The sequence below is a fragment of the Collinsella sp. AK_207A genome, assembly GCF_902501965.1.
Classification (GTDB): domain Bacteria; phylum Actinomycetota; class Coriobacteriia; order Coriobacteriales; family Coriobacteriaceae; genus Collinsella.
Genome location: NZ_CABWID010000001.1, coordinates 19,403 through 32,093 on the forward strand (window position 1 = coordinate 19,403; position 12,691 = coordinate 32,093).

General features: G+C 65.2%; 7 protein-coding genes and 3 tRNA genes. All 10 read right to left on the reverse strand.

What is annotated here, in order from left to right:
* Positions 1-25 precede the first annotated feature (25 nt).
* The gene (locus tag GDJ97_RS00110) at positions 26-2,731 is read right to left on the reverse strand and encodes a valine--tRNA ligase (protein WP_152069214.1); all 2,706 of its coding nucleotides are present in this window, start codon (positions 2,729-2,731) and stop codon (positions 26-28) included.
* 161 nt (positions 2,732-2,892) lie between these two features.
* The gene (clpX, locus tag GDJ97_RS00115) at positions 2,893-4,449 is read right to left on the reverse strand and encodes an ATP-dependent Clp protease ATP-binding subunit ClpX (protein ID WP_152069215.1); all 1,557 of its coding nucleotides are present in this window, start codon (positions 4,447-4,449) and stop codon (positions 2,893-2,895) included.
* Between the two features lie 3 nt (positions 4,450-4,452).
* Positions 4,453-5,076 (reverse strand): ATP-dependent Clp protease proteolytic subunit, encoded by a 624-nt coding sequence (locus GDJ97_RS00120; RefSeq protein ID WP_152069216.1) that lies wholly within the window; start codon positions 5,074-5,076, stop codon positions 4,453-4,455.
* A 134-nt stretch (positions 5,077-5,210) separates the two neighbouring features.
* Complete coding sequence (tig, locus tag GDJ97_RS00125) at positions 5,211-6,518, reverse strand: trigger factor (protein ID WP_152069217.1); 1,308 nt, start codon at positions 6,516-6,518, stop codon at positions 5,211-5,213.
* Between the two features lie 74 nt (positions 6,519-6,592).
* Positions 6,593-6,676 (reverse strand) — tRNA-Leu (locus tag GDJ97_RS00130).
* A gap of 214 nt (positions 6,677-6,890) precedes the next feature.
* Positions 6,891-9,518 (reverse strand): transglutaminase domain-containing protein, encoded by a 2,628-nt coding sequence (locus tag GDJ97_RS00135; protein WP_152069218.1) that lies wholly within the window; start codon positions 9,516-9,518, stop codon positions 6,891-6,893.
* Between the two features lie 295 nt (positions 9,519-9,813).
* Entirely contained in the window at positions 9,814-11,169 is a 1,356-nt protein-coding gene (gdhA, locus tag GDJ97_RS00140; protein WP_152069219.1) for an NADP-specific glutamate dehydrogenase, read from the reverse strand.
* Between the two features lie 185 nt (positions 11,170-11,354).
* A tRNA-Gly gene (locus GDJ97_RS00145) sits at positions 11,355-11,428 on the reverse strand.
* A gap of 5 nt (positions 11,429-11,433) precedes the next feature.
* Positions 11,434-11,510, reverse strand: a tRNA-Pro gene (locus tag GDJ97_RS00150).
* A 101-nt stretch (positions 11,511-11,611) separates the two neighbouring features.
* Positions 11,612-12,691 (reverse strand): sulfate/molybdate ABC transporter ATP-binding protein, encoded by a 1,080-nt coding sequence (locus GDJ97_RS00155; protein ID WP_152069220.1) that lies wholly within the window; start codon positions 12,689-12,691, stop codon positions 11,612-11,614.

A 12,691-nucleotide genomic window follows, 5' to 3' on the forward strand; every position in this document is an offset into this window, starting at 1 on the left:
CTATCCATGTACCGGGCGAGCGAGCCTACGCGAAGTCCGCCAGCTGGGCCTTGAGCACCTTGAGCTGCTCAGCCAGTTCCGATCCGCGTTCGCGCTTCTTCGCCACGACCTCGGGAGCGGCCTTGGCCACAAAGCCGGCGTTGCCGAGCGTTTTCTCCACGCCGGCAAGCTCCTTCTCGGCCTTGACGATCTCCTTCTCGAGACGCGCCTTCTCGGCATCAAGGTCAACGTGGCCCTCGAGCCCGATGCAGACCTCGACGCCGCCGTCTACCACGGCGACGCTCGCAGCGGGCTTCTCCACGTCGGCACCGTAGACGAGCTCGACGTTCGCCAGCTCGGCCGCGAGCACGGAGAGCGTCTGGAAGCGCGCCGCGTCCTCGGCGGACATGCGGGCGGTAACCGCGAGGGTCTCCTTGGGGCTCAGACGGTAACGGGCGCGCGTGGAGCGGGCAGCACCGACCACGGTGCGCAGCAGCTCGAAGGCGCGCTCGGCCTCCTCATCGATGAAACGGGAGAACGCCTCGGGCTCGGGCCAGGCGGCGATCATCAGTGCCTCGGCACGCTCGGTCTCGCCCGTCTCGTCGTCCACATCGAGCCAGCTCGCGGGCATCTGGTCCCAGATAGCCTCGGTCACAAACGGCATGAGCGGGTGCATGAGGCGCAGCGAGGTATCCAGCACGAAGATGAGGTTGCGCTGGGCCTGCAGGCGCACGGCGGCGTCCTCGCTGTTCAGGCGCACCTTGGAGACCTCGATGTACCAGTCGCAGACCTCGTTCCAGAAGAACGTCTGCACGCCGCGGGCCATATCGCCGAAGGTGTACTCCTCGATACCGCGCGTCACGTTCTCAACCGCCTTCGCCAGGCGCGAGAACATCCACGCATCGGCCGCGGTTTCGGCATGGGGCTCGCCGGGCGTGTAGCCCTCCATGTTCATGAGCAGGAAGCGGCTCGCATTCCAGATTTTGGTCACGAAGGAGCGCGCCTGCTCGGTGCGCGGGCTGTCGATGAGCTGCTTGGTCTTCTTATCGATATTGGCGTCGAACTTCACGTCCTGGTTCGTGGTGCAGAGCGTGAGCAGGTTGAAGCGCATGGCATCGGCGCCGTACATGTGGATGAGGTCCATCGGGTCCACGCCGTTGCCCTTGGACTTGGACATGCGGCTGCCGTCCTTGGCGAGGATCGTCGGGTAGATGACCACGTCCTTGAAGGGGATCTCATCCAGGAAGTACAGCGAGCTCATGATCATGCGTGCGACCCAGAGCGCGATGATGTCGCGCGCGGTCACGAGCGCGGTGGTGGGGTGATGGCCCTCGAGCAGCTCGGGATGCTGCGGCCAGCCCTGCGTGGCAAAGGTCCACAGCTGGCTCGAGAACCAGGTGTCGAGCACGTTCTCGTCCTGGTGCACGTGATGACCATGGCACTTGGGGCACTCGTGCACGTCCTCCATGGAGGCGTCTTCCCAACCGCAGTCCTCGCAGTAGAAGACGGGGATGCGATGGCCCCACCACAGCTGGCGGCTGATGCACCAGTCCTTCAGGTTCTCCATCCACGTGGTGTAGGTCTGCGTCCAGCGAGCGGGATGGAAGGTGATTCGACCATCTTCCACGGCCTTGAGCGCCGGCCCCTTCAGCTTGTCAACGGCCACGAACCACTGCTCGGAGAGCCAGGGCTCGAGCGCGGAGTCGCAGCGGTAGCAGTGCATGACGGAGTGGTCGAGCTCCTCCACGTGATCGAGCAGGCCATGCTCCTCGAACCAGGCCACCACGGCCTCGCGGCACTCGTCGCGGGTCATGCCGGAGAACTCGCCGTACCCGGGAACCACGACGGCGTGCTCGTCGAAGATGTTGATCTGCGGCAGGTCGTGCGCCTGGCCCATGGCGTAGTCGTTGGGGTCGTGCGCGGGCGTGACCTTGACGAAGCCGGAACCGAAGTCGGCCTTCACGTGCCAGTCTGAGAAGATCGGAATCTCGCGGTCCACGATGGGCAGCATCACGGTCTTGCCGACAAAGGGAGCCTTCTCGGGATCCTTGGGCGAAACCGCCACGCCGGTATCGCCGAGCATGGTCTCGGGGCGCGTGGTGGCGACGACGATGTACTCCTGGCCGTTCACCGGCTCGGTCAGCGGGTAGCGTAGGTGCCAGAGGTGGCCGTGCTCGTTGTGGTACTCGGCCTCATCGTCGGAGATGGCCGTGGTGCAGCTCGGGCACCAGTTGACGATGCGCTTGCCGCGGTAGATGAGCCCCGCGTGGTACCAGTCGCAGAAGACGCGGCGGACGGCCTCGGCGTAGTCGGCGTCCATGGTGAAGCGCTCGCCCTCGAAGTCCACGGAGCAACCCATGCGTTTGATCTGCTCGACGATGATGCCGCCGTACTCGTGGGTCCAGTCCCAACAGGCGTCGATGAACTTCTCGCGGCCGATCTGGAGACGCGAGATGCCCTCGCTCTTGAGCTTCTTGTCCACCTTGGTCTGGGTGGCGATGCCGGCGTGGTCGGTACCGAGCACCCAGCGCGTGGACTTGCCGCGCATGCGCGCCATGCGGATGATGGCATCTTGGATGGAATCGTCGGTGGCATGCCCCATGTGGAGCTTGCCGGTGACGTTCGGCGGCGGAATGGTGACGGTGCAATCGCCCACGCCGGGACGGCGCTTGTAATAGCCACCATCGAGCCACTTCTGCAGAATCTGAGGCTCGTTCTCAGACGGATCGTAGGTCTTGGGCATGTCTGCCATGATCGCGCGTCCTTCCCTCGATTTCAAACAAATATGCAGGATAGCACAGGCGGGGAACGGCGGGGGCACCACCGCCTGTCTTCACGGGAACAGAAACGAGGAAGGAGTCCCGCAGGACCCCTTCTTCCAGAATCATATCTCCGTTGCCGAAGCGGGCGCGCTTACGCGGCGTCGCCGCTCATGGACTCGGGCTCATCGAGATCGGCGATGGCGCTCGAGACAGCCGCGAGCACGCGACGCGGCTGCTCCTCGCCACGCGCGGCGGCGGCGGTCACGACCACCTTGGCCACGCCCTCCTCGGAGGGCAGGTCGAACATGGTCTTCTGCAGCAGCTCCTCGCAGATGGAGCGCAGGCCGCGGGCGCCCGTCTTGCGCTCGAGCGCCTTGGAGGCCACCTCGTGCAGCGCGGCGTCATCGAACTCCAGCTCCACGCCCTCCATGGCGAACATGCGGCGGTACTGCTTGACGATGGCGTTCCGCGGCTCGGTGAGAATGCGCACGAGGTCGTCCTCGTCGAGCGCACGGGTCTGGGTGATGACCGGGGTGCGGCCCACGAACTCGGGAATCATGCCGAAGGCATTCAGGTCCTGCGGGAGCACCTGACGAAGCAGCTCGTTCTCGTCGGCGGAGGTGGGGCCGGCGATCTCGGAGTTGAAGCCCACGCCCTTGTTTCCCACGCGGTCGGCGATGATGTGGTCGAGGCCCACGAAGGCGCCGCCGCAGATGAACAGGATATTCGTCGTGTCGATCTGGATGAGTTCCTGCTGCGGGTGCTTGCGTCCGCCCTCGGGGGGCACGCTCGCGACGGTTCCCTCGAGGATCTTAAGGAGGGCCTGCTGAACGCCTTCACCGGAGACGTCGCGGGTGATGGAGAGGTTCTCGGCCTTGCGGGCGATCTTGTCGATCTCGTCCACGTAGACGATGCCGATCTGCGCGCGCTGCACGTCGCCGTCGGCGGCGGCGATAAGCTTGCGGAGGATGTTCTCGACGTCCTCGCCCACGTACCCGGCCTCGGTGAGCGCCGTGGCGTCGGCGATGGCGAAGGGCACCTCGAGGATACGCGCGAGCGTCTGGGCGAGCAGCGTCTTGCCGGTACCGGTGGGGCCGAGGAGCAAGATGTTGCTCTTGGCGAGCTCAACGTCCTCCAGGGGCGCAATGGCCCCGTGCGCGTGCGTACCGAGCGACAGGGCATCCGCATGCGATGCAGCGGAACCCGTATCGCCCACGAGCACGCGGCGGTAGTGGTTGTAGACGGCCACGGACATGGCGCGCTTAGCGTCCTCCTGGCCCATCACGTAGGCGGAGAGCTCGTCGTAGATCTCGTGCGGGGTCGGCACGCGCTTGATGAGCTTGGCCGCCACCTCGGCGGTCGTGGGCTCGACCTCGGCCTCCTCGGGCACGGGCGCCGCCTGCTGCTCGCCCGCGCCGCCCTGCGCCATGAGCTGATGCACGAAATCGTCGAAGCTGCCGGGAGCATCCCCTTCCTGCGGGAACCCGTAGTGCTGGCTCATGAAGTCCTTGGCGAGCGACTCCTCGAGAATCTCGTTGCAAGCCTGCACGCACTCGTCGCAGATGAAGGTGTTGTTGGGCCCCTTCACCAGCTTGCGCACCTGGTCTTGGGACTTACCGCAGAACGAGCAGCGGATCGGACCGTTGCCGGAAGCGAAATCGGCCCCGCGCCCGCCGCCGGAGCGGTCGGTGGTCTTGGAATCCGCCATGCGCTACTCCCCGTCTTTCTTGGAGGTGACGCGGGAGGTGACGATGCGGTCGACCAGACCGTACTCGAGCGCCTCCTGGGCGCGCATGTAGTGATCACGCTCGGTGTCGCGCTCAACCTGCTCGAAGCTCTGGCCAGAGGCGTCGGCGAGGATGTGGTTCAGGCGGGTGCGGTTCTCGCGGATCTCGCGCGCGGCGATCTCGATCTCGGTCTGCTGGCCCCGGGCGCCGCCGCTCGGCTGATGAATCATCACCATGGAGTTGGGCAGGCAGAAGCGCTTGCCCTTGGCACCGCAGGCCAGAAGCACCGCGGCCATGGAAGCGGCCATGCCCACGCAGATGGTGGAAACGGCGGGCTTGATGTAGTTCATGGTGTCCAGGATGGCCAGGCCGGAGTACACCTCGCCGCCCGGGGAGTTGATGTAGAGCGAGATGTCCTTCTCGGCATCCTGGCTCTCCAGGTGCAGGAGCTGGGCGATAACCAGGTTAGCGGTCACGGAGTTGATCTCCTCACCCAGGAACACGATACGGTCGTTCAGCAGGCGGGAGTAGATGTCGTAGCTCCGCTCGCCGCGCGGCGTCTGCTCGATGACGTACGGCACGAGCGCGTCGTTCATTCGCTGGATCATGTGCGTCCTCTCTAGTCGTATCGATACACACGAACGGTGCCGCGCTGCAAAGTGCAATCGCGTGGCACCGTCCGAAACGATCCGGTTACCCGGACAACGTACCCCGTATGCGGTAGGGCTAAACGCGGGAGAAGCTACTCGGCGTCGGCGCCCTTCTCCTCGGCGGCCTTGGCAAACTCGTCGACCTCGGTCACCTTGGCGTCTGCCACGAGCTGGTCGACGGCCTTGCTGCGACGAATGGAATCGCGGACGGCGGGCATACGGCCCTCGGCGATGAACTGCTTCTTGCTGGCCTCCACGTCGGCAACGCCGGCGCGCTTGAACTCCTCGTCAATGTCCTCGTCGGTGACCTCGATCTTGAGCTCGCGGGCGAGCGCGTCGAGGGCCAGGGACTCACGGGCGACGTCGTTGGCCTGACGGTGCAGGTCGGCGATGAACGCCTCGGAGGTGAGGCCGTTGGCGGAGAGCCAGGTGTCGAGCGTCATGCCGCGGGAGGACAGGCTCTGCAGGAAGTTCTGGCCGAGGTCCTGGAAGACGGACTGCTCGTAGTCGGCGTCCATCTCGTCAAGCTGCAAGCGCTCGGCGAGCTTGGAGACGGCGCGGTTCTCCTTGAGCTGCGGCAGCTGGGAGGTCTTGTCAGCCTCAAGCTCGAGCTTCACGGCGTCGCGCATGGCGGCGATATCGTCGAAGCCGAAGTTCTCCTTCACGAACTCATCGGTGAGCTCGGGAGTCTTGCGCTCGCGGACGTTCTTGACGGTCACCTCGACGGCGGCCTCGGGGGCACCCTCGACCTCGGGGGTCCAGGAGACCTCCTTGGTCTCGCCGGTCTTCATGCCGACAAGCGCTTCGTCGAAAGCCTTGGGGAGGTTGCCGGCGCCGACGGCGACCATGCGGCCCTCGCCGGAGATGGCCTCGGCGTTCTTGACGTTCTTGATGTCGGCGGTGACGTAGTCGCCGTCCTCGACGGCGCGGTCGGCGTCCTCGAACGTGGAGTGGTAGCTCATGAGCATGTCAACCTGGGCGTCGATCTCGGCCTCGGTGACCTCCGCGGGCGGCATCTCGATCTCGACGGGCTCATAGCTGGAGAGCTCGGGGGCGGGACGCAGGGAGTACTCCACGGCGAAGGTGTAGTCCTCGTGGTCCTTGACCATGTCGATGTCCTGGAAGTTGCCGTCCTTGACGGGAACGATGTCGAGCTCGTTGAGGATCTGGGGCTCGCTGGCACCGATGAGGTCGTTGGTGGCCTGAGCGAGCACGGCCTCGGTGCCCAGCATGCTGTCGATGACCTGACGCGGGGCCTTGCCGGCGCGGAAGCCCGGGAAGCGGTACTGCTTGGCGGCAGCGCGGTAGGCCTTCTTGATGGCGGCGTCCACGTCCGCGGCCGGGATGGTGACCGTGGCGGTGAGCTTGGAATCCTTCACGTCAGAAGCAGAGATGTTCAAAGTTCCTCCTCATACCCTCGGCGATTTTAGGGCGCCGATAACCCCTGTTGACAACAGATCCAGAAAGATGTGAGTGGTGCGGGCGAAAGGACTCGAACCTTCACGGGAATCCCACCAGAACCTAAATCTGGCGCGTCTACCAATTCCGCCACGCCCGCAGCATGGTCACAGCCCTGCATATGGTAGCAGAACAGGTGGGGAGGAAAAAGGGTGCATACCTTATCCAGATGATGGGCCCGGGGCGCCGAAGCGCCGCCGGGCCCAAGCGAATCGGTCTCACCTGGCGCCGGCGGCGCGGGAGCACGGGTACGCCCCGCCGGGAATGCCCGAGCGCTCGGCTCCGGCGGCGGACAGGGATCGGGCCGGGGCGCGCTACGCGGCCAGGCGGCTCGGATCCACGTAGTCCTCCACCACGGAATCCAGCAGCGCGTCTTTATCGTACACGCGGCCGTCGAGCTTCGGGTCCTTCTGGTCGAGCATCAGGTACTGGCCGTCGGACTGGTTGTCGCCCTGGTCCGTGTCGTCCCAGGTCACGTCCACGACCTTCCAGGTGCCGTCGACGTTCACGAGGTTCCAGGCGTGGCCGTTGTTGTTGGAGCCCGGCTGCGGCGGCACGGTACCCGTCACGTAGAGGCTCTTGACCCCCGCCTCGTCGGCGCAGGCCTTGAAGATCGCGGCGTAACCCGAGCACACCACGCGGTTGTCGTCGAGGAGCTCGTAGGCGGCGTAGCCGCGGTGCTTCCAGACGTCCATCGAGTCGAAGTCGGCCTTATCCCCTTGGCCGGAGTTCAGGTAGTAGCTGTCCCAGTCGTAGAACAGGCGGTTCGAGAGGGCGGCGTCGAGCGCCTTGACCTTATCCGCGTCGGACATGCCGTCCTGCACGGCGTCGGCCACGATCTGCTTGATCACCTTGTAGGTTTCCTCGCGTTTCTTGTTGAGCGCTGGGATGTCGTTGTCCTCGCCCTCGGCGTTCAGGCCGTTAATGTAGAGCGCCACGGTGACCTTGTCGCCCTCGGTGCGCTCGTTCACGCTCATGCCGCCGGGCCACACCATCGTCATCGGGTTCTGGGCGCAGGCTTCCTCGACCACGTCGGTGATGTCCGGCGCACCCGCCTGGGTGGCGTACTTGGTGATGTCCAGGTACATGTTGCCGGCCATGATGTTGCTCGCCACGAACTTCACGTAGTCGGAGCTGCCGGAGACGGGATAGGGAACGTCGGCCGGCTCAGACACGGCCTTGGTCGACTTCTGGATGGCCGCCCAGTCCACGTCGTTGTCGAAGTTCGCGCGCTGCGGCGAGCCGACAGCGGGGTTCGCCTTGGCCATGGCCGTGAGCTGCTCGTCGGCAGCCTTCTCGATCTCGTCCGCGCCGCCCGGCCAGTCCGTGCCGTCCAGCGTGAAGGTGCTGGTGATGAGCGTGTTCCGAACCTTGTAGGGAATCTCGAGACGCGTGTAGGAGCGCTTGGACCAGGTGGAGGGATCGCTCTCGTCCGCGCCCTCGATCATGCTGCTGTCCGTGCTCGTCATCTTGGAGACGTCGATGTCGTTCACGATCGAAGCCGCGGTTCCGTCCGCCATGGTCACGTACGTGATGAGCCGGTGGGCGAGGTACGCCTTCGGATCGGCGCGGGAGTCGGGAGCCTGCTGGGCCCAATCGCTGTTCACGTTGATGGCGTCCTTTACGGGGATCTGGCTCAGCAGGTTGTTGATGCTCTTGAACTGGAAGGGCGACTGCTGGTCATCGGAACCGTCACCCACGGCCACGACGGTGATGGACGTGGCCTTGACCTTGTCCTTCGTAGGGGCGTACACCACCTCGAGGCCCTGTGCGCCCTGCTTGACCTTTTCGCGGTTGTAGTAGACGGCGTCCTCGTCATCGCCGATCACGAGGTCGTCGAACTGGTAGTTCTGGTGGTAGTTCGAGGCGCCCGCGTCGCCCCACTTGGCAGCGTCGTCGGCGGCGCGCTGCTGGGAGCTCTTGGACTCGGGGTCGTAGTCGAGCGTGTTGATCTTCGTGTCCGTGGTGGTGGCGAGGAGCGACAGCTCGACGCCCTGGGAGGGATCGGAGACCGTGGGGTCCACCGTCTTCATGTACACCTTGTACTTCTTGGCGCCGTCAACCTTGTCCCAGGAGATGCCGAGGCCGCCGTCGTCCTGGACCGCGAACTGCAGGTTCTGTGGGGCGGCGAGCTGGTTCTCGGGCGCGTTCACGTCGTCCTTGACGGTGAAGTAGGTGACCTGGGGCTTCTCGAGCTTCTTGCCGTCCGAGCCGATGTAGCGCACCAGGTAATAGCCCCCGAAGCCGTACCAGCGGCCCCACGCGCCCTTGAGGGTGTCCTTGTGGAAGACGTCGTCGCCGTCCACGTCGTCGTAGCCCTTGGACTTGTCGCGGCACGTGACGAACGTCGGCTCCACCTGAAGCTCGTTCTTACCGTCGTCGTTCACCTGCGTGACCTGGATGGGGATCTCCTCGGTGAGGGCGCCATCGGCGAAGACGCGCGCAGAGCCGGTGGCGTCCGCGATCTGGTAGTCGCCGGTGGCCTCGTCGCCGATGTTCTCGAGGCCCAGGTCCACGCCGTCGTCCAGATCGAAGTCGAACTCGTGGTCGGGCTCGAGATCGCGCTGCGGCGTCTGCAGGTCGTACTTGTCGGGGCTCAGGTTGTCGGAGTACGCGTCGCCCATGGAGAGCTGCGCCGCCTGCTGGTGGAAGGGCCCGAACTCGATGAAGAGCCGGACGCCCGTGAAGGCGAGCCAGACGACGAGGACGATCGCGGCGACCTTGAGCACGCGGTGGCGCTTCTTGGGCTTGGCGCCGTAATCGTTGAAGTCGGGGGCCGTCTCCGCAGACGCGCCACCGCCGGCGGCGTCATCCGAGGCGACGGCCCCCTGCTCCTCGACCGGCTTCTCGTCGTCGGCCGCGGGCGATGCTGCGGTGCCCGCCGGTGGGACGGGTGCCCCCGGTCGAACCGGTTTGCGCCCCTTGCTCGATTTCTCGCTCATGCCTTCTCCCTTTTCCCGGGTGGCCGCGCGCCGGCCCCACGAACGCGCGGGGACCGGGGAAGCCGTCCGATGACTCGTCCAACACAAGATGTGAACGTTCCCAAAACGATTCGGATAAGTATAGGGCCGATGGTACGTTCGACACATGACCACCGGTTACCGATTACCTGTTCTTAACGGTTGACGCCAGTCGCCCGCGGGCCATGAGAGGTGAATAAAAGAAGGGCGACCCGAGGGCCGCCCATCCCGAATCCCCGCCGCGCGGGCGGCAGGGGCATGCTGCAAAGCGTGTGAGCTACACGATGCCCTGGGCCAGCATGGCGTCGGCCACCTTGAGGAAGCCGGCGATGTTCGCGCCGACCACGAGGTTGCCCTCGAAGCCGTACTCCTTGGCGGTGTCGGCGCAGTTGTGGTAGATGCCGCGCATGAGCTGCTCGAGCTTGCCGTCGACCTCCTCGAAGGTCCAGGACAGGTGCTCGGCGTTCTGGCTCATCTCCAGGCCGGAGACGAGCACGCCGCCGGCGTTCGCGGCCTTACCCGGGCAGAAGGCCACGCCGTGCTCGATGAAGTAGTTCGTGGCCTCGGTGGTGGTGGGCATGTTGGCGCCCTCGCCCACGGCCTTGACGCCGTTGGCGACGAGCTTCTCGGCGTCCTCGAGGAGCAGCGTGTTCTCGCGGGCGCAGGGCAGCGCGATGTCGCAGGGCAGCGACCAGACGCCGCGGCCGTCCTCGGCGTGCCAGGTGGCGTTGGGGCGGGACTCCACGTAGAGGGCGAGGCTCACACCCTGGTCGTGACCGGAGCGCTTCTTGTTGTAGATGTCCTCGAGCACCTGGTAGTCGATGCCCTCGGGATCCTCGACCCAGCCCTTGGTGTCGGAGGCTGCGATGGTCTTGCCGCCCAGCTGGGCCACCTTCTGGATGGCGTAGATGGCGACGTTGCCGGAGCCGTGGACCACGACGGTCTTGCCCTCGAAGGAGTCGCCCTGGCTCTTGAGCAGCTCGTCCACGTAGTACACGAGGCCGTAGCCGGTGGCCTCGGTGCGCGCGAGGGAGCCGCCGAAGGAAAGGCCCTTGCCGGTGAGCACGCCGGACCACTCGTCGCGGATGCGCTTGTACTGGCCGAAGAGGTAGCCGATCTCGCGGCCGCCCACGCCCAGGTCACCGGCGGGAACGTCGGTGTTGGGGCCGATGTGGCGGCAGAGCTCGGTCATGAAGGACTGGCAGAAGGCCATGATCTCGCGGTTGGACTTGCCCTTGGGGTCGAAGTCGGAACCGCCCTTGCCGCCGCCCATGGGAAGCGTGGTCAGCGAGTTCTTGAGGATCTGCTCGAAGCCGAGGAACTTGAGCATGCCGAGGGTGACGGTGGGGTTGAAGCGCAGGCCGCCCTTGTAGGGGCCGAGCGCGGAGTTGAACTCCACGCGGTAGCCGCGGTTCACCTGCACCTTGCCGGCGTCATCGACCCAGGGGACGCGGAACATGATGACGCGCTCCGGCTCGACCAGGCGCTCGAGCAGGCTGGCCTCCTCGTACGCCGGATCGGCGTCAACGGCCGGTGCGATGCTCGTGAGTACCTCGTCGGCGGCCTGAATGAACTCAGGCTGGTCGGCGTAGCGAGCCTTGAGCTCGTCGATCACCCTTTGCGTGTAACCCATGATGCCTCCAAATAAAAACGTCTCATCAGGTATATTCCTGAACCGTCATGCAGTATGGATTTGTTTTGTTACGGATGCGTTTCCAGGTTGCGGGAATGTTGCCGAATCGTAACGAACACGTTGCGCAGGCTCTGAAAAGAACAACAGGTCGAACGCTTTCATACCGTTCGACCTGCGCTATCTCCTGGAGCGGGCGACGGGAGTCGAACCCGCCTCATCAGCTTGGAAGGCTGAGGTTCTACCGATGAACTACGCCCGCGAATATGGTCGGGACGACAGGATTTGAACCTGCGACATCCTGCTCCCAAAGCAGGCGCGCTACCAAACTGCGCCACGTCCCGTTGTCCCAAATGCGCAGAGTATTATACGCGAGCATCGGCGCTGGGGCAACGTCTGATTCATCATCTGCCGCCACCCCAAGGTTTCCCGACCGCTTGAGAGGCTATCGCGTCACGAGCAGGATCTTCCGGGCATCGAAATGCATGCGCAGCACGTCGCCCTCGCGCGGCAGGTCCTCCTCCGCCGTGTCGACTTTGCTCAACCGCCACGTCAGGCGATTCGTCACACCGGGCAGAGGCGGGTCGAGCTGGATCACGCGCTCGAATCGGGAATCGCTCGTGCGGGCAACGGTGAGGTTGAAGCCATTGCGCCCGGAGGCGCCGTCGGGGCGCGGGCGCTCCACATGCATATAGCTCGCGCGCACGCCCAGGTAGCGCACGTCATCGGGCACGGGACGTCCCGTGTCGAAGGACATGCCCCAGTCGATCGCCTCGACCTCGGTCTCCCCCACCTTCCGCGCGCGGCTGGTGTTCTTGCACCCCGTGAGCCGCAGCCCGGCAAGCGATCGCGGGCGCTCCACCATGTCGGCGACCGTGCCCACCTCCTCGACGTGCCCGTTGTGCATGACGCAGATGCGCTGGCAGAGCCGGCAGGCCTCGTCGATGTCGTGACTCACGTAAAGCACGGTGCGCCCCACCACCGAGAAGAGGTCGAGCATGTTCTGCTCGAGGGCGTTCTTCAAGAAGGAATCAAGCGCGGAGAAGGGCTCATCGAACATGTAGATGGCCGGGCGCGCGGCGATCATGCGAGCGAGGGCCACGCGCTGCTGCTGACCACCGGACAACCGGGCCGGGTAGCGGTCTGCGTAATCGGCCATGCCGAAGATCTGGAGGTAGCGACGAGCGAGCTCGGCACGCTGGACCGCGGGGATCCCGACGTCCATGCCGGCGCAGACGTTATCGGCCACGCTCATGTTGGGAAAGAGCTGGTAATTCTGGAAGAGAAGCGCGGTCTTTCGCTGCTGGGGCGTCAGGTTCACCCCGGCTTTTGAATCGAAGAAGGTCACCCCGTCCACGACGATGCATCCCTCGTCCGGCGTCTCGACGCCCGCGATGCAGCGAAGCGTGCAGCTCTTGCCGCATCCCGAGGCACCGAGCAGCGCCACGCGCTCGTCCCCGGCCTCGAGCTTGATATCGAGGGTGAATCCGGGATAGTGCTTCTTGATATCGAGGCTGAGCGACAT

Coding starts and splice junctions, on each gene's coding strand:
- GDJ97_RS00110 (WP_152069214.1), bottom strand. CDS start 2,731: ATGGCAGACATGCCCAAGACCTACGATCCGTCTGAGAACGAGCCTCAG.
- clpX (WP_152069215.1), bottom strand. CDS start 4,449: ATGGCGGATTCCAAGACCACCGACCGCTCCGGCGGCGGGCGCGGGGCC.
- GDJ97_RS00120 (WP_152069216.1), bottom strand. CDS start 5,076: ATGATCCAGCGAATGAACGACGCGCTCGTGCCGTACGTCATCGAGCAG.
- GDJ97_RS00135 (WP_152069218.1), bottom strand. CDS start 9,518: ATGAGCGAGAAATCGAGCAAGGGGCGCAAACCGGTTCGACCGGGGGCA.
- gdhA (WP_152069219.1), bottom strand. CDS start 11,169: ATGGGTTACACGCAAAGGGTGATCGACGAGCTCAAGGCTCGCTACGCC.
- GDJ97_RS00155 (WP_152069220.1), bottom strand. CDS start 12,691: ATGTCGCTCAGCCTCGATATCAAGAAGCACTATCCCGGATTCACCCTC.